The organism is Streptomyces polyasparticus (genome assembly GCF_014493765.1).
Classification (GTDB): Bacteria; Actinomycetota; Actinomycetes; order Streptomycetales; family Streptomycetaceae; genus Streptomyces; species Streptomyces polyasparticus.
Genome location: NZ_JACTVJ010000018.1, coordinates 134,932 through 152,465, shown reverse-complemented (window position 1 = coordinate 152,465; position 17,534 = coordinate 134,932). Strand labels below are relative to the sequence as shown.

Below are 17,534 nucleotides of genomic sequence, written 5' to 3'. Positions count from 1 at the left end.
GGTGGCGCCTGGTGCGCCCACCCAGGTCGCCCCCGCAGTGCGTCAGGCCGGCGAGCCCACGCTTCCTGCCTCGTCCGCGCATGCCGCCCCCGCCGTACGTCAACACAGCGACACCGCACCCCCCGCCTCGTCCGCCCACACCGTGAGCGGTGTGAACCCGCGGTGGCCGCACTCGCCGAACACCGTCACACCGCCACCGCCCGAGACGGCGGCGAGCCGCCACAGGCCGGGCCGTGAGACCGGCACCACCGGCAGCGCCCCCGCACCGTCGGCGTCCGCGAGCTGCATCCCGTCCCCGACCGGGGTCGGGATGACGTCCCGCAGCGTGACCGGCCAGGACTCCGCCCAGGGGTCCTCGCGCAGCGCCGTCCCGTACGCGGCCGCCGCCTCGTGCGTGGTCATTCCGCCCGGACGCACCCCGCCCGCAGGCACCCCGCCCGCAGGCGCCCCGTCCGCAGGCGCCCCGTCCGGACGCACCTCGGCCGGTGCCGCCGGGGCGAAGCGCTCACCGAGCGCATGGCGGTGCCCGCCGCCCGGATACGCGGACAGCTCGGCGTCGAGCGCCAGGCCGACGGGCAGCGCGAGTTCGGGTGCGCGTCCTGCCGCCCCGTAAGAGAGGAGCAGCGCGGTGCGGCCCGACTCCTGCCCGTACAGCCATATCCGCCGCGTGGTGAGCCGTGCGTCCGCCGTGTCGTACTGCGCGAGCACCACCCACCGGTCGCGCAGCGCCGGCCCCTCCGCGGACGAGGGCAGGCCGATCCGTGACCGGACCGTGGCGGCGAGGCCGGGCGGCAGCTGCTCCCTGCGCAGCCAGGCCTGGTCGAGCAGATGAAGCAGCGCGCACTCCTCGAGCATCCGCACCGGCCAGCCGGGACCGGACGCAGGGATCATCCCCAACTCCTGTACGCGCGAAGCGAGTCCGGGCGCCTGCGCGTCGACCATCCGCCGGGCGGTCTCCTCGCCCAGCCCGTGCCCCGTCTGCTCCGCCGAAGCCAGGCCGCCGCGCAGCAGATCCGCGAGCCGCTGCTCGAGCTCGGTCACCCCCGCGGTGACCCGCTCGGCCCGCCGCTCGGCACGCCGCCGCGCCGCCTCCTCGTCGGCCGGCCTGCCCTCGCCTTTGTCCGGCGCCGCCTTCGCCTGCTCCCGCTTGCGCCGCCCCGCCAGCCACTGCTCCGCCCACTCCGGGGCCTCGGCCTCCGGCATCGCCGAGCCGCCGCCCCCGTCCCCGTCGCCCGCCCAGAGAAGCAGCAGCCCAAGGGCGTGCTTGCAGGGGAACTTACGGCTGGGGCAGCTGCACTGGTACGCAGGCCCCGCCGTGTCCACCACCGTCTGGTACGGCTTGCTGCCGCTGCCCTTGCACAGCCCCCATACCGCCCCCTCCTTCGAACTGCCCGCCTCGGACCACGGACCGGCCGCGCCGAGCTTGCTTCCGGCATTGCGTGACGCAGCGTCAGGCGCCAGTGCGAGCACCTGATCAGCCGTCCAGCGCACCCCCTGCTGAGTCATGCCCCGAAGGTAGATCCCGCCACTGACAATCGGCTCCGACCTGCGAATACTCCCTTCGCGGACGGCAGTTGGCGCGGCCCGCGAGGCGCCGCCGGGGCCGATTGTCAGTGGCGTGGTGCACGGTGGATGCAACGCCGGAGATCGGCTCGGGACGGCCGTCCCGGAGAGCTGGAGGGGGATCCATGACCGTGCTGGAAAACGGGCTGGGACGCGGCCTGGGCAGCGGGACCGCAGAGGTGCTCCGCCCGCACGCGGAGGACGCGTTCGCGGACGAGCTCGCCGCGCTCGCCGCCGCGGACGACCGTCCGCGCCCGGAGCGCTGGCGCCTGTCGCCGTGGGCGGTGGCCACGTATCTGCTCGGCGGCACCCTGCCCGACGGCACCGTGATCACTCCGAAGTACGTGGGACCGCGGCGCATCGTCGAGGTCGCCGTCACCACCCTGGCCACCGACCGCGCGCTCCTGCTGCTCGGTGTGCCGGGCACCGCGAAGACCTGGGTGTCCGAACATCTCGCGGCCGCCGTCAGCGGCGACTCGACCCTGCTCGTGCAGGGCACGGCGGGCACACCCGAAGAGGCCATTCGCTACGGATGGAACTACGCGCAGCTGCTCGCCCACGGCCCGAGCCGCGACGCCCTGGTGCCGAGCCCTGTGATGCGGGCGATGTCCCAGGGCATGACGGCCCGCGTCGAGGAGCTCACGCGCATCCCCGCGGACGTACAGGACACGCTGATCACGATCCTGTCGGAGAAGACGCTGCCCGTACCGGAGTTGGGGCAGGAGGTGCAGGCCGTCCGCGGGTTCAACCTGATCGCCACCGCCAATGACCGCGACCGAGGGGTCAATGACCTCTCCAGCGCGCTGCGCCGCCGTTTCAACACAGTGGTGCTTCCGCTGCCCGAGAGCGTAGAGGCCGAGGTCGACATCGTCGCGCGCCGCGTCGACCAGCTGGGCCGCTCGCTCGATCTGCCGCCGGGGCCCGACGGCATCGACGAGATCCGCCGCGTCGTCACCGTCTTCCGCGAGCTGCGCGACGGCATCACGGCCGACGGCCGCACCAAGGTCAAATCCCCGAGCGGCACGCTCTCCACGGCCGAGGCGATCTCGGTCGTCACCGGCGGCCTCGCGCTCGCGGCCCACTTCGGCGACGGCGTGCTGCGGGCCGGCGATGTCGCGGCGGGCATCCTCGGCGCGGTCGTCCGCGATCCGGCCGCGGACCGGGTGATCTGGAAGGAGTACCTGGAGGCGGTCGTGCGCGAGCGGGACGGCTGGAAGGACTTCTACCGGGCCTGCCGTGAAGTGAGCGGGTGACGGAGCGGCGGTGGGCGAGCGGCTGGGGGACGGCCGGCGGATGCGTACGGGGGACTGCGGGGCTTGATGTGACGGACGGGGGAGGGGAGTTGAGGGCTGTGCGTGCAGGGGTCGAGGCGGCGCCCGCGGAGGCCGGGTCAGGAGCAGGGGCTGAAGCAGAGGTAGAGGTGGAAGAGGCAGGTGCCGTGGGCGGGCCGTGGATTCTCGGCGTGCGCCATCACGGACCGGGCTCGGCCCGGGCCGTGCGGGCGGCGCTCGATGCGCGGCGCCCGCGGGCCGTGCTGATCGAGGGGCCGCCGGAGGCCGACGGCCTGGTGGCGCTGGCCGCCGACGCGGAGATGCGGCCGCCGGTCGCGCTGCTCGCGCATGTGGTGGACGAACCCGGGCGCTCGGCGTTCTGGCCGTTCGCCGAGTTCTCGCCGGAGTGGGTGGCGGTCAACTGGGCCCTTGAGCAAGGGGTTCCGGTGCGTTTCATCGACCTGCCCGCGGCGCATTCGCTGGCGCTGCGGGCCGAGGAGGAGAAGAAGGAAGAGAAGGGGGAGGGGGAGGCCGCTTCCCAGGGCGAGCTCGCTCCCGACGGGGACGCCGCTTCCGAGGGGGGCGCTGCTTCCGAGGGGGACGCCGCTTCCGAGGGCGAGCCCGCCGAGGACCTGCGCGTCGACCCCATCGCCGTCCTCGCCGAAGCCGCCGGTTACGACGATCCCGAGCGCTGGTGGGAGGACGCCGTCGAGTACCGCGGCCAGAGCGCCGACGCACTGGCGCCCTTCGCCGCGCTCGCCGAGGCGATGGGGGCGCTGCGGGAGACGTACGGAGCGGGCGGCCACGACCGCGACCTGGTGCGCGAGGCGTACATGCGGCTCCAAATGCGCGCTGCGGCCAAGGAGTTCGGGGAGCGTTACGCCGTCGTCTGCGGTGCCTGGCATGTGCCCGCGCTGCACGAGAGGACCACCGCCACCGCCGACCGCGCCCTGCTCAAGGGCCTGCCCAAGGCCAAGGTCGACATGACCTGGGTGCCCTGGACCCACCGCCGCCTGGCCCGTGCGAGCGGTTACGGCGCGGGCATCGACTCACCGGGCTGGTACGCGCATCTCTTCGCCGCCCCCGACCGTCCCGTCGAGCGCTGGCTGACCAAGGTCGCGGGACTCCTGCGCGACGAGGACCGCCTCGTCTCCTCGGCCCATGTCATCGAAGCCGTACGGCTCGCCGAGACCCTCGCCGTGATGCGCGGCCGTCCGCTGCCCGGCCTCTCCGAGACCACCGACGCCGTCCGTGCCGTGTTCTGCGACGGCTCCGACGTCCCGCTCGCGCTCATCCACGACCGCCTCATCGTGGGCGACATCCTCGGCGAAGTACCCTCGGCCGCCCCCGCCGTACCGCTGCAGCGAGACCTCACCCGGATCCAGAAGTCGCTGCGCCTCAAACCCGAGGCGCTGGAACGGGAGTTGGAGCTCGACCTGCGCCGGCCCAACGACGCCGAGCGCAGCCGGCTGCTGCACCGTCTGCGGCTGCTCGGCATCGGCTGGGGCGAGCCGGCGGCCGCGACGCGCGGCAGCACCGGCACGTTCCGCGAGAGCTGGCGGCTGCGCTGGGAGCCCGAGCTCGCGGTGCGGGTGGCCGAGGCCGGCATCTGGGGCACCACCGTGCTCGGCGCCGCCACCGCGAAGGCCGAGGCGGATGCGGTGGGTGCCACCGCGCTCGCCGATGTCACGGCGCTCGCCGAGCGCTGCCTCCTGGCCGCGCTGCCCGACGCGCTGCCGGTGGTGATGCGCGTCCTCGCCGACCGCGCGGCGCTCGACGCCGACGTCGGCCATCTCGCCCAGGCCCTGCCCGCGTTGGTGCGCTCGCTGCGCTACGGCGACGTACGCGGCACCGACACCGGCGCGCTCACCGAGGTCGCGGCGGGTCTCGCCGAACGGGTCTTCGTCGGCCTCGCCCCCGCCTGCGCCGGCCTCGACGCGGACGGAGCCGCCGAGATGCGCACCCATGTGGACGCGGTCCACGCGGCGGTCGGCCTGCTCGACGACGAACGCCGTCCTGCGGACACCGCCCCGGACGGCACCGGCGCCATACGTTCGCGCTGGTACACGGTCCTGGGCGCCCTCGGCTCCCGCGACTCGGTCCCCGGAGTGATCCGCGGCCGTGCGGTCCGACTGCTCCTGGACGAAGGGGAGTTGGATCAGGACGAAGCGGGGCGGCTCATGGGTCTCGCCCTGTCCGCCGGCACGCCGCCGGCCGACGCGGCCGCCTGGATCGACGGCTTCGTCGGCGGCGGCTCCGGAGGCATGCTCCTTGTCCACGACGAGCGGCTGCTCGGCCTGGTCGACGCCTGGCTCACCTCCGTGCCCGACGCGGCGTTCACGGATGTGCTGCCGCTGCTGCGCCGCACTTTCTCCGCGTACGAACCGGGCGTACGGCGCACCCTCGGCGAGCTGGTCCGCAGGGGCCCGGCCGCACAGCCGGCGGCGGCCGGGGTCGGCGTGCCCGGGTTCTCGGACACCTTGGACGAGGAGCGTGCGGCGGCCGTGCTGCCCGTCGTCCACCTGCTCCTGGGCCTGGACGCATCCGCCGCCCTGCCCGGGGGCGCGCCCGGGCCCGCACCCGACCGCACACCTGACAACACCCTTGCGGAGGCCGCCCGATGACTACGCCCGCCACCCAGCGCACGCCCGCCACCCAGCGCACGCCCGCCACCCAGCGCACGCCCGCCACCCAGCGCACGCCCGACGCCCTTGGGACGTCGGGGGCCCTCGGGACGTCGGGCGCGCCCATCGACCCCATCACGCGGACCGCACCCGGCGCGCCGGCCGCCGCGACCACCCCCGCCCCGGCCGACCCCGCCGCGACCACGCCCGCCCCCGCCACCGGCTCCGGAGGCGAGGAGCGGCTGCGGCGCTGGCGCATGGTCCTCGGCGGACAGGAGGCCGACGGCACCGGCTGCGAACTGACCGGGCGCGACGCCGCCATGGACTCCGCGCTCGAATCCCTCTATGGGAAACGGCCGGGGGCGGGCGGCAGCCGGGACCGTTCCGCGGGGCTCGGCGCATCGGCGCCCTCCGTGGCCCGCTGGCTCGGGGACATCCGTACGTACTTCCCGTCCTCCGTCGTCCAGGTCATGCAGCGCGACGCCATCGACCGGCTCGGTCTGTCCACGCTGCTGCTGGAACCGGAGATGCTCGAAGCCGTCGAACCGGACGTGCATCTCGTCGGCACGCTGCTCTCGCTGAACAAGGCGATGCCCGAGACCACCAAGGAGACCGCACGGGCCGTCGTCCGCAAGGTCGTCGAGGACCTGGAGAAGCGCCTGGCCACCCGCACCCGCGCCACCCTCACCGGCGCACTCGACCGCAGCGCGAGGATCAGCCGGCCGCGCCACCACGACATCGACTGGAACCGCACGATCGCGGCCAACCTCAAGAACTACCTGCCCGAGCACCGCACCGTCGTGCCCGAGCGCCTGATCGGCTACGGACGGGCCGCGCAGTCGGTCAAGAAGGAGGTCATCCTCTGCATCGACCAGTCGGGTTCGATGGCCGCATCGGTCGTCTACGCCTCGGTGTTCGGCGCCGTGCTCGCGTCGATGCGCTCCCTCAACACCCGTCTGGTCGTGTTCGACACGGCGGTCGTCGACCTCACCGACCAGCTCGACGATCCGGTGGACGTGCTGTTCGGCACGCAGCTCGGCGGCGGCACGGACATCAACCGCGCCCTCGCCTACTGCCAGTCGCAGATCACCCGCCCCGCGGACACCGTGGTCGTCCTCATCTCGGACCTCTACGAGGGCGGGATACGCCACGAGATGCTCAAGCGGGTCGCCGCGATGAAGGCCTCGGGTGTGCAGTTCGTGACGCTGCTCGCGCTCTCCGACGAGGGCGCGCCCGCGTACGACCGTGAGCACGCGGCCGCACTCGCCGGCCTGGGCGCGCCCGCCTTCGCCTGCACACCCGACCTCTTCCCCGACGTGATGGCGGCGGCGATCGAGAAGCGGCCTCTGCCCATACCGGACAAGGAGACCCATCAGTAACAGGGGGCTTGCGCGACACCGGTTGTCGCGTGCGAGGATCGGCGGGCGCGCTGGAGTGAGCGGTTCCGCCCCCACGGACCCCACCCGGCCGGTGCGTCGGCTCCGGCCGACGCCGTATCCGGGCGCCCCACCGAACCCCCCACGTCATGGAGCCCTGTTGAGCCACGCGGCCACGCTGCCCGCATCCGTCCGGTGCCTTGTGCGCCCGACGGCGGTGCGGCGCGGGCTGCAACTGGTGCTGCTCCTCGGCGCGTTCCTCGTCCTCGGCCTGCTCTGCGGCGAACGGGCCCAGGCTTCGGAGCCCATCGCCCCGGCGGCTCAGGTCGCCTCGGTGGAGGAACCGGCCACGGATCCGCTGGGAGAGACGCCCGCGGACCCGAGGGACGAGACCACCGAGCCGATACGTGAGGCCACGCGGCCGGTCGGTGAAGTCACGGAGTCGGTTGGCGAAGTCACGGAGCCGGGCCATGAGGCCACGCGGCCGGTGCGGGAATCGGCGACCGAGCCGATTCGCGAAGCGTCCGTACGGGAAGGGGCCGAGCCGGTACGGGACCTCGCGGTGCCTGCTCGTGACGTTGCGGCACCGGTCGGCGACGTCACGCGGCCGGTCCGCGAAGTCGCCAAGCCGGTCGGTGAGATCACTGAGCCGGTCCGTGAAGCCGCGCAGCCCGTACGGAACATCGCCGCGCCCGTCCGTGAAGTCACCGCCCCCGTGCGGGAAGCCGTCGGTTCCCTGCAGGAGCCGGTGCGTCAGCTCACGCAGCCCGTGGCCGACGGGGTCGCACGGACCGCCGATGCCGTGACAGGGCTGCTCGAGCCGGTGCGGTTGCCGCAGCCGCAGCTGCCGTATGTCCCGTTGCCCGCGGTGCCGGGTGAGCGTGGGGATGACAAGGGACAGGACCCGTCGGCCGCGTCCGTTCCGGTCGGCGAGGCCGAGACGCCCGGCCGGGACTCCACGGGCCGTCCCGCTCCCGCGGGCGGTGCCACCGGGCATGCCACCGGCGCGTCCGCACACCCCGTGGCCCAACTGCCGCACCCCGACGCCCCGTCGGGACCCACGCACCTTCCGGCGCCCGGCATGCCCCAGGGCCTCTGCGCCCACAGCGCCGCCGAGTCCGGCACCCAGCGCCCCGGCGACGCTCAGCACGCCACGCTCCCTGACCGGCACCTGGGTGTGCCGCTCTCCGGCGGCAAGGGCGCCTCCTCTGCGTACGACCGGATCCGCGACCGGCACCGCGACATCCTCGAATTCCCCGGCTAGGGCAGGCCTTTCCCCCGCCTGATGACCTGCCGCGCGGGGGCGGGACAGGTCTGCCCGCCGCGAAGGAGCCGTGAACGGCCCCTTCGTACCCTCGAATTCGAAGGATCCGACCCAGTAATGAGCAAGCACAAGAAGCAGAGCGCCGCGTCCGTCAACGGGCGGAAGCTCCGCAGCTCTCTCGTCATAACCGCCGCCGGCGCCACCGGCATGATCGGTATCGGTGCCGCCCACGCGAGCGCCGCCGAGCTGCCGGCCACCGCGCCGGTCAGCACGCCCGACGCGGACGTCGTCACCGGCGCCCTCGACCAGGTCCGCGACAAGGCGTCCGGCGCCGGGGCCGAGCAGGTCGTGGGCAAGGCCAAGGCGGCCGCGGCCACCACCGCCGCCAAGGCGAAGTCCGCCGCCGACGACGCCAAGGGCCTCAAGGGGGCCGCCGACCGCGCCCAGGGCGCCGTCGACCAGGCCAACGACGCCGCGTCCGGGCTCCCCTCGGCCGACCTCCCGACGGGCCAGCTCCCGTCGGCGGACCTCCCCACTGCCGACCTCCCGACGGGCCAGCTCCCCGCGGCGGACCTCCCCACCGGCCAGCTCCCCGCGGCCGAGCTGCCCACCGGCCAGCTCCCCGCGGCCGACCTCCCCACCGGGCAGCTCCCCGCGGCCGAGCTGCCCACCCAACTCCCCGCCCCCGACGCCGAGATCGACTACCTCTTCGGACCGCTCGCGGACTTCGCGCCGCAGGCGCTCCTGGAGCAGGCCCCGGCCCAGGCGCAGGGCGCCCTCGCCGCGGCGAACCCGATCGTGGCCGAGACCAGCGCCTCCGTGCTGCCGCCCGTCGCCGCGACCGCCGTCGACTCGGTGCTCCCGGTCGTCGGCCAGGCCCTCGCCGACGCCGGGACGCTGGTGCAGGGCGTGGGCGGGGACGTCACGCCGTTCGCCCAGGGCGTCACCGAGGAGGTGCAGCCCTTCGCGGGCGGTGTCGTCGAGGACGTACGGCCCGTGGCCGACGTCGTCGTCTCCGAGGTCCAGCCCCTGGTGCAGGACGTCGCCACCGCGGCGACGGGTCTGGCCACCGGCGTCGGCGGCGACGTCGACGGCCTGGCCCGCGGCATCACCTCCGACGTCGCCCCGCTCGCGCAGGGCCTCACGGACACGGTGCGCACGGACGGCGGCCCGCTGGCCCAGAACGCCGCGTCCGGCGTCCAGGGCACGGCCTCCGCGGTGACCCCGGGCTTCGCGACCGGCATCTGAGCCCACCGGCCCTGATCCGACAGGCGTCCGCGCCGATCGGTATCAGAGCCGACCGGCACCACAGCCGGGACACCTGACCGCACCGGCACCGGAGCCGGCCGGTCCACGAGCAGGGGCCGGCCGCCCACACCAACCGGCCGGCCCCCATCGACGGGTACCGGTCCTCCAGACCGGCCGCCCGCGTGGAGCGGACCGGGCCACTGTTCCCGTCGCGCCCTGTGGGGACCCTGACGCGACGGGCCGGCCCGGTCCGCGACCGCCCGGGGCGAGCCCGCCCCCACTGTCTGTGACCGTTATCACCGCCACAGTGTGATCTGCGATTTAGGGACCAACGTCCCGCGGCGATAACCTGCGAGACGGACATGCCGCGTCCACGGCCACCGTGCACGCCTCCCTCAGTGACAGCGCCGTCACGTTGCCCTTCGCGGCACGCCCATGCAGACGCAGACATGCAGACGCAGCCCGCAGACAACGAACGCGATCGCGATCGACGCGATACCGACGCGAAACGGAAAAGGGACGGACGCGCGTGGACCTGTTCGAGTACCAGGCGAGGGACCTCTTCGCCAAGCACGGAGTACCGGTGCTGGCCGGTGAAGTCATCGACACGCCTGAGGCCGCGCGCGCCGCGACCGAGCGCCTCGGCGGCAAGTCCGTCGTCAAGGCCCAGGTGAAGGTCGGTGGCCGTGGCAAGGCCGGCGGCGTGAAGCTGGCGGCGAACGCGGACGAGGCCGTCGCCCGCGCCACGGACATCCTCGGCATGGACATCAAGGGCCACACGGTCCACAAGGTGATGATCGCCGAGCTGTCCCCCGAGATCGAGGCCGAGTACTACGTCTCCTACCTCCTGGACCGCACCAACCGCACCTTCCTCGCCATGGCGTCGGTGCAGGGCGGCATGGACATCGAGGAGGTCGCGGAGAAGACCCCCGAGGCCCTCGCGAAGGTCCCGGTCAACGCCGTCGAGGGCGTGACCATCGAGAAGGCCCGCGAGATCGTGGCCCAGGCGAAGTTCCCGGCCGACGTGGCCGAGGGCGTCGCCGAGGCGATGGTGACCCTGTGGGAGACCTTCGTCGCCGAGGACGCGCTCCTCGTCGAGGTCAACCCGCTGGTCAAGACCAAGGACGGCCGCATCCTGGCCCTGGACGGCAAGGTGTCCCTGGACGCCAACGCCGACTTCCGTCAGCCCGGGCACGAGGCGCTCGAGGACAAGGACGCAGCCAACCCGCTCGAGGCTGCGGCCAAGGCCAAGGGCCTCAACTACGTCAAGCTCGAGGGCGAGGTCGGCATCATCGGTAACGGTGCCGGTCTGGTCATGTCGACCCTGGACGTCGTCGCGTACGCCGGTGAGAACCACGGTGGCGTCAAGCCCGCCAACTTCCTCGACATCGGCGGAGGCGCTTCGGCCGAGGTCATGGCGAACGGCCTCGAGATCATCCTCGGCGACCCGGACGTCAAGTCCGTGTTCGTCAACGTCTTCGGCGGCATCACCGCCTGTGACGAGGTCGCCAACGGCATCGTCCAGGCCCTGGAGCTTCTCGCCTCGAAGGGCGAAGAGGTCACCAAGCCGCTGGTCGTGCGTCTCGACGGCAACAACGCGGAGCTGGGTCGCAAGATCCTCAGCGACGCCAACCACCCGCTGGTGCAGCGTGTGGACACGATGGACGGCGCGGCCGACAAGGCCGCCGAGCTCGCGGCCGCGAAGTAAGGGACGAGGTCAGACACCACCATGGCTATCTTCCTCAACAAGGACAGCAAGGTCATCGTCCAGGGCATGACCGGTGCCACGGGCATGAAGCACACCAAGCTCATGCTCGCGGACGGCACCAACATCGTCGGTGGCGTGAACCCGCGTAAGGCGGGCACGTCGGTCGACATCGACGGCAACGACATCCCGGTCTTCGGCACCGTCGCCGAGGCGATGGAGAAGACGGGCGCCAACGTCTCCGTCCTCTTCGTCCCGCCGGCCTTCGCCAAGGCCGCCGTGGTCGAGGCGATCGACGCCGAGATCCCGCTCGCGGTCGTCATCACCGAGGGCATCGCCGTCCACGACTCCGCCGCCTTCTGGGCGTACGCGCAGTCGAAGGGCAACAAGACCCGCATCATCGGCCCGAACTGCCCCGGTCTCATCACCCCGGGCCAGTCCAACGCCGGCATCATCCCGGGCGACATCACGAAGCCGGGCCGCATCGGTCTGGTCTCGAAGTCCGGCACGCTGACGTACCAGATGATGTACGAGCTCCGTGACATCGGCTTCTCGTCCGCCGTCGGCATCGGTGGCGACCCGGTCATCGGCACCACGCACATCGACGCGCTCGCCGCGTTCGAGGCCGACCCCGACACCGACCTGATCGTCATGATCGGCGAGATCGGCGGCGACGCCGAGGAGCGTGCGGCCGACTTCATCAAGGCGAACGTGACGAAGCCGGTCGTCGGCTACGTCGCCGGCTTCACCGCGCCCGAGGGCAAGACCATGGGCCACGCCGGCGCCATCGTCTCCGGCTCCTCCGGCACGGCCGCCGCCAAGAAGGAGGCCCTCGAGGCCGCGGGCGTCAAGGTCGGCAAGACCCCGACCGAGACGGCCAAGCTCGCGCGCGCCATCCTGGCCGGCTGACTGCTGTAGCCGTACGAAGGCCCGTACCCCTCCTGCCAGGGGTACGGGCCTTCGGCGTTCCCGGGCGCGCGCGGGGAGCGTCCGGGGTTGCGAGGGGGCGCTCTCCAGGGCGCATTCGGCAGGGGAGGGAACGGTTCCGGCCGTCCGGGCGGCGCGTTCCGCATCCGGGCCCGGCGGCCGGGCGCTCCTGCAGCGGCTCGGGCGCAGCGGCGTGAGCGAACTTCCGTTACGTACCGCCCGGCAGGCCCCAGGCGGACGAGGCGCTGACGCGGGCGATCGCCACGCGCCTGCAGCAGGAGGGCAATGCGTTCCTGGCGACCGTGAACGCCGGCGGGCACACCGCGCTGCGGGCCTCGGTGTGCAACTACCGCACCGATGAGGAATCGGTTCGCCTGCTCGTCGACGAGATCGTCAGGATCGGCCGCGCACTGACACGGCAGGCAGCGGCCTGAGGCGCGCGGCCGTGGCGCATGGTTGAGCAGGAACGGGCCCCGCCCGGCTGGACGCACCCAGCCGGGCGGGGCCCGGTCCTGCTACTCGGGCAGCGGATGGATCCGCTCGGGCCCGGCTCCCGGCTCCTGGCGGAGCTTGCGCTGGAGTTCCTTGTCGCGCTTGTCGAGGATCTGGGGGCCCGAGCGCGGCGGCACACCCGTGACCTTCTGTCCTGGCGCGGGCGTCGGCTCGTAGTCCTTCGCCGAGGTGATCCACGTGATCGCGGACGCCCCGATGATCAGCGCCGTGAACGCGATCGCGGCCCGCGTCCAGAACCGCACCCGCCGCTCGCCCTCACCGCGTACGGCCGTCGCCTTGCCCGTGCCGAGCTTCTCGGCGCACGCCAACTCGTCCAGCCTGCGCTGCAGTTCCCGTGGTTCGGCCAGCTCGGGCAGCTGCTCGGCGATCGCCTCGCGCGCGTGAAGGAGACGGTTCGCGGCGGCCGGGGTGCTCGCCTCGGTCTCGGCCGCGGTCTCGGGCAGATCGAGCCCGACACCGTCGTAGAGGACGAGTGTGCGGCGGTACGAGGGCGGCAGGCTGAGCAGCGTGTCGAGCAGCTTGCGGTCCTCGGGCTCGGCGGGCGGTGCGTCGGGGTGGCGGTGGCTGCGCCGGAAACGGTGCCAGGGCGAGAGCGCGTACTCGTACGCGACCGCCCGCACCCAGCCCACGGGGTCCCGGTCCTTGGCGACCTCGGGCCACTGCTCCCACGCCTTGTGGAACGCGCGCTCCACGGCCTCCTTCGCCAGCGCGCGCCGTCCGGTGAGGAGATACGTCTGCCGTACGAGGCCGGGGGCGGTGAACGCGTACAGCGCGTCGAACGCCTGCGCCGGCGTCAGCCCGCCGTGCTCTTCGCCGTCGCCGGTGCCCGTGCCGCCGCCGGGTCCTTCGTCGACGAGGGCGGTCGCCTGGGCCGCAGCGGGCTTCGGCGCCGCGTCGCCGGGGTGGGCGCCGCCGTGGCGCACGGCCCGTGCCGCCCGGCCGCCGTGCTCGCCGTGGTGGTCGCCGCGGGGCGGCACCCCGCTGTGCTCGTCGCGCGAGGGGCCGGTGCCGGCCGGCTTGGCGGTCCGCTTGGCCGCGGCCTTGGGCCGGGTCCGCGAACCCTTGCGGCCCTTGCGGCCGTGCTCCTTGGACAGGTCGACGAGCTGGGTACGGGCGGGCGCGGCGGCCTCGGCGGCCACCGCGGACTGGCTGAGCTCGGCACGCGCGGCGAGCTCGACGGGCTTCACAGGCATGAGGTGCTCGACAGCCTTTTCGGTCGGGGAGGGCTGGGGGTCGGGGGCGGATCCGGTGACGACGGGGGTCTCGGCGGGCTCGGTGGCCTTGGAGGCGGCGGTGGGTTGGGGCCGGGGCTTGGCGGGCTCGGTGGTCTTGGATACGACCGGTTCGGGTCGGGCCTCGGCGGGTTGGGGGGTCTTGGGTGCGACCGGTTCGGTTCGGGGCTTGGCGGGCTCGGTGGTCTTGGATACGACCGGTTCGGGCCGGGCCTCGGCGGGTTGGGGGGTCTCGGGTGCGACCGGTTCGGGCCGGGGCTTGGCGGGCCCGGTGGTCTTGGATACGACCGGTTCGGGCCGGGGCTTGGCAGGCTCGGTGGCCTTGGCGGCGACGGGTTCGGGGTGCGGCTTGGCGGGTTCGGTGGCCTTGGCGGCGGCCGGTGCCGGCCGCGCCTCGGCGGGCGTGGGACGGGACGGCGCGGGGGGTGCGGGCTTCGAGTTCGAGGAGGTCGGCACCGGCGTCTTCGAGGAGGTCGGCGCCGGCGTCCGGGAGGGCGTGCGGCTTTCCGCCGGGCCGGTGGACGCCGCAGGAGCCCCCGCCGGTGCTGCGGACTTGGGCATCGCCAGCGGGGTCGGCGTCGGGGGAGCGGTGGGAGCGGCAGTCGAGGTCGTCGCAGGCGCGGCCGGAGCGGGAGCCGAAGCCGTCGTCGCGGTAGCCGACGGGGGCATGGGGGTCGGTGTCGCCGACGGGCGCGCGGGGGTCGGAGGTGCCGCAGGAGCGGTTGCGGGAGCGGACGTTGCCGCAGGTGCGGGTGCGGAAGCGGAGCGCGGCCCGGATGTCGGCGCGGTGGCAGACGTCGGGGCAGTGGCAGACGTCGGCGCGGTGGCAGACGTAGCCGGGGAAACAGACGTAGCCGGGGAAACAGGCGTAGCCGGGGAGGCGGACGTCCCCGGGGAGGCCGACGTCGCGGCGGTGGCAGACGTAGCCGGGGAGGCAGACGTCGGGGCGGTGGCCGGCGTCGGCGCGGAGGCGGGCGTCGGTGGAGTCGGCGTCTCCGTTGCGGTCGTGCCCTCCGTACGCCGCTTCGCGAACCTGGCCATGAGGGCCGGGGTGGGGCGAGGCGTCGCCGCACGGGGCCGCGAGTCAACGTCCGCCGGGCCCGGCTCACCCTCCGCACTGCTGTCCCCATCAGCCGGCCTGCGCCCCGTCAGCCCTCGCCTCTCAGCCGACCGCTCCCCACCGGAGCCGGACCGCTCCCCACCGGAGCCGGACCGTTCCGCGTCCGCGCCGGACCGCTCCCCACCCGAGCCGGACCGTTCCGCGGCCGCGTCGGCCCGATCCCGACCCGAGCCCCTCGCATCCGAACCCCCCGCACCCCGAAGGTCCACCACCTCACCCAGCCGCCGCCCACCGGAAGCCGCACCCGCGACCTCGCCCGACGAACCCCCTGCCGGCACTCCCGCTGAAGCACCCGACGCACCCGACGCACCCGAACCCCCGCTCACCCCAGCCGCCCCCCACCCGGCCAGCAGCTCCGCGTACGACTCGCGGATGCGCCCCCGCGGGTTCGTGCGGCCCGATTCCCACGAGCGGACCGTTTCCCGGGTGACGCCGACCAGATCGGCGAGCTGGGCCTGGGTCAGGTCGTTCGCCTCCCGCAGCCGGCGGCGCTCCTCGGGGCCGGGCAGCGGGGCGGCGGGGCTCTGCGTCATGTCGGACTCTCCACACCGTGGGCCGTGGGACGGGGCGCATGGCGGGCCGCAGCAGGCTACGGCCCCGATAAGTACATAAACGTATATTGGGCGACACTTCGGGCATTCGCCTGTTACGCGAAGAGCGCGCGTGTCGTTGGGACCATGGCGGGCGTGACGCACACGACCGACCGCAGCGCGCAGCCGGAAGGGCCCGCGGTCACGCCGCAGGCCCTGCTCAATGCCCTTGCCACGCGCCGCAGATCGTCGGCGCTCGTCCCCTGCCTCCTGGGCGGCGCCATCGCCGCGGGCCTCGGCCTCGGCGCGCTCGCCGTCCTGGTGATGGCCTTCTGGATCTCCTCGCCGTACCCGGACAGCGGCCCCGGCCAGGCCCTCCACGTGGCCGCGGGTCTGTGGCTGCTCGCCCACGGCACCGATCTCGTACGCCCCGACACCCTCACCGGCGTCCCGGCCCCGGTCGGCCTCACCCCGCTGCTGCTGCTCGGCCTGCCCGCCCTGCTCGTACACCGCGCGGCCCGCGACGCCGCCGACGCGGCGCCGGACGTACGGACCGTGCTGTGCGGAGTGACCGGCGGCTATCTGCTCGTCGGTGCGGCCGCGCTGCTCTATGCGACGGGCGGTCCGCTGTACGCGGATCCGCTCAGCGCCGCCGTCCATCTGCCGCTGCTCGCGGGCGGCGCCGCGGCGGCCGGGGTGTGGACGGCGTACGGCCGTCCGCGCGGTCCGCTGCCCTCCTTCGCGTACCGCCTCCAGGACACCGCGGCGGTGCGTGCGCTCCTGGACCGCCGGGATCAGCTCGCCGGTGCCGTGCGTGCCGCGACCGCGGGCGTGATGGTGCTCGTCGGCGGGGGTGCGCTGCTCGTGGCCGTCTCGCTCGCGCTGCACATGGAGGCCGCGCAGGCCTCGTTCCTGCAGCTCACCGGTGCGTGGTCCGGCCGGGCCGCGGTGCTTCTGCTCGCCGTCGCCCTCGTGCCCAACGCCGCCGTGTGGGGCGCTGCCTACGCCCTCGGGCCGGGCGTCCTGCTCGGCACGGGGCTGGTCGCCTGGCCGCTCGGCACCCCCGACGGCGGTCCGCTCCTGCCCTCCTTCCCGCTGCTCGCCGCGGTCCCGTCACCCGGCCCCGGCACCCCGCTGACCTGGGCCTGCCTCGCGGTGCCCGTGCTCGCCGGGCTGACGGCCGGCTGGTTCGCCGTACGGTCCACGGCCCCCGCGAAGGGCGAGGTCTCCAGCCGTGGTGCGACCGCGCTGACGGCCGGGCTCGCGGCCCTGTTCACCGGCCTCGCGATCGCCGCCCTCGCCGCGCTCGCCGGCGGCCCGCTCGGCGTCGGCACGCTGGCGTCGTTCGGTCCGGTGGGGTGGCAGGCCGGGGGAGCGGCGTGCGGCTGGGTGCTCCTGTGCGGGATGCCGTTGGCTCTGGGCGTACGGGGATGGCGGGCGCGCACGCCCGAGGAGGCACTGCCCGAGGAGGCGCTGTCCGCGGAGGCGCTGTCCGCGGAGGCGCTGCCCAAGGAGGCGCTTCCCGAGCCGGCGGCCGAGGCCGCGGCGCGGAAGCAGCGGCGGCTGCCGCGGTGGTGGCCGCGCCGGGGCGCGTCGGCCGATGGACCGGTACCGGCTCCCGGGCCGGCCGCCCTCACCGCGTCCGCGACACCGCTTGCGACACCTCCCGCGAAGCCGGACTTCGAGCCGGACTTCGAGCCGGACCTCGCGTCGGACTTCGAGCCGTACGACTTCCTCGACACGTCCTGGCACGACACCGGCTCCCGCGCCACGCGCTGGGCGGCGCTCGGCAAGGTCTCGGCCGGGGTGCCCGCGGGGCCGGGGACCGCAGACACGGCGACACCGGCCGATGCCCGTACGGAGAAGGAGCCGGCTGTCCGTACGGAATCGGCGGTACGTGCGGAATCAGCGGTACGTACCGAGGCGAAGTCGCCCTCGGCGAAGGCGGTGAGCGCGGCCTCGCCTACGAGCGGAGCCGAGCTTACGAACGGAGCCGAGCCCACGCACGGGGCCGAGCCGACCAGCACCCCCGCCCCGACCAGCGCCGATCCCGCCCCGGAAGAAGCGTCCCCGCACGCCGACGACCGCCCCTGACCTACCCCGACAACCGCGCCGCCGCCCGCTGCAGCTCCGTGGCCACGGCCGCGCGCCACCCCGGCAT

General features: G+C 74.2%; 11 protein-coding genes and 1 pseudogene. 9 read left to right on the top strand and 3 right to left on the bottom strand.

The genetic code is table 11. The features are described 5' to 3' along the window. Positions 1-99 precede the first annotated feature (99 nt). Positions 100-1,506, bottom strand: a complete 1,407-nt coding sequence (locus H9Y04_RS32425; protein ID WP_187817674.1) for an SWIM zinc finger family protein — start codon at positions 1,504-1,506, stop codon at positions 100-102. Positions 1,507-1,688: 182 nt separating this feature from the next. Here H9Y04_RS32425 and H9Y04_RS32420 point away from each other — a divergent pair, with 182 nt between their 5' ends. From H9Y04_RS32420 to H9Y04_RS47565, 8 genes are all read left to right on the top strand, one after another. Further along, positions 1,689-2,816, top strand: a complete 1,128-nt coding sequence (locus H9Y04_RS32420; RefSeq protein WP_187817673.1) for an ATP-binding protein — start codon at positions 1,689-1,691, stop codon at positions 2,814-2,816. Between the two features lie 167 nt (positions 2,817-2,983). Further along, a complete protein-coding gene (locus H9Y04_RS32415) occupies positions 2,984-5,458 on the top strand; it encodes a DUF5682 family protein (RefSeq protein ID WP_187817672.1) in 2,475 nt (824 codons plus the stop codon). A gap of 257 nt (positions 5,459-5,715) precedes the next feature. After that, positions 5,716-6,837 (top strand): VWA domain-containing protein, encoded by a 1,122-nt coding sequence (locus H9Y04_RS32410; protein WP_187817778.1) that lies wholly within the window; start codon positions 5,716-5,718, stop codon positions 6,835-6,837. A 157-nt stretch (positions 6,838-6,994) separates the two neighbouring features. After that, a complete protein-coding gene (locus H9Y04_RS32405) occupies positions 6,995-8,098 on the top strand; it encodes a hypothetical protein (protein WP_187817671.1) in 1,104 nt (367 codons plus the stop codon). Between the two features lie 117 nt (positions 8,099-8,215). Next, a complete protein-coding gene (locus H9Y04_RS32400; protein ID WP_187817670.1) occupies positions 8,216-9,346 on the top strand; it encodes a hypothetical protein in 1,131 nt (376 codons plus the stop codon). Positions 9,347-9,875: 529 nt separating this feature from the next. Continuing rightward, a complete protein-coding gene (gene sucC / locus H9Y04_RS32395; protein ID WP_187817669.1) occupies positions 9,876-11,054 on the top strand; it encodes an ADP-forming succinate--CoA ligase subunit beta in 1,179 nt (392 codons plus the stop codon). 21 nt (positions 11,055-11,075) lie between these two features. Beyond that, positions 11,076-11,960 (top strand): succinate--CoA ligase subunit alpha, encoded by an 885-nt coding sequence (gene sucD / locus H9Y04_RS32390; protein WP_187817668.1) that lies wholly within the window; start codon positions 11,076-11,078, stop codon positions 11,958-11,960. A gap of 320 nt (positions 11,961-12,280) precedes the next feature. Then, positions 12,281-12,412 (top strand): hypothetical protein, encoded by a 132-nt coding sequence (locus tag H9Y04_RS47565; RefSeq protein WP_268980522.1) that lies wholly within the window; start codon positions 12,281-12,283, stop codon positions 12,410-12,412. An 81-nt stretch (positions 12,413-12,493) separates the two neighbouring features. Here H9Y04_RS47565 and H9Y04_RS47985 read toward each other — a convergent pair whose 3' ends face one another. Both H9Y04_RS47985 and H9Y04_RS32380 read right to left on the bottom strand, forming a co-directional pair. Then, a complete protein-coding gene (locus H9Y04_RS47985) occupies positions 12,494-14,179 on the bottom strand; it encodes an RNA polymerase sigma factor (RefSeq protein WP_187817788.1) in 1,686 nt (561 codons plus the stop codon). Between the two features lie 1,008 nt (positions 14,180-15,187). Next, a pseudogene (locus tag H9Y04_RS32380) lies at positions 15,188-15,376 on the bottom strand (helix-turn-helix transcriptional regulator); the annotation flags it as partial. Between the two features lie 144 nt (positions 15,377-15,520). On the opposite strand from H9Y04_RS32380, the gene H9Y04_RS32375 reads away from it, so the two are divergent. After that, complete coding sequence (locus H9Y04_RS32375; RefSeq protein ID WP_438818179.1) at positions 15,521-17,467, top strand: cell division protein PerM; 1,947 nt, start codon at positions 15,521-15,523, stop codon at positions 17,465-17,467. Positions 17,468-17,534 lie beyond the last annotated feature (67 nt).

Coding starts and splice junctions, on each gene's coding strand:
- H9Y04_RS32425 (WP_187817674.1), bottom strand. CDS start 1,506: ATGACTCAGCAGGGGGTGCGCTGGACGGCTGATCAGGTGCTCGCACTG.
- H9Y04_RS32420 (WP_187817673.1), top strand. CDS start 1,689: ATGACCGTGCTGGAAAACGGGCTGGGACGCGGCCTGGGCAGCGGGACC.
- H9Y04_RS32410 (WP_187817778.1), top strand. CDS start 5,716: ATGGTCCTCGGCGGACAGGAGGCCGACGGCACCGGCTGCGAACTGACC.
- H9Y04_RS32400 (WP_187817670.1), top strand. CDS start 8,216: ATGAGCAAGCACAAGAAGCAGAGCGCCGCGTCCGTCAACGGGCGGAAG.
- sucD (WP_187817668.1), top strand. CDS start 11,076: ATGGCTATCTTCCTCAACAAGGACAGCAAGGTCATCGTCCAGGGCATG.
- H9Y04_RS32375 (WP_438818179.1), top strand. CDS start 15,521: ATGGCGGGCGTGACGCACACGACCGACCGCAGCGCGCAGCCGGAAGGG.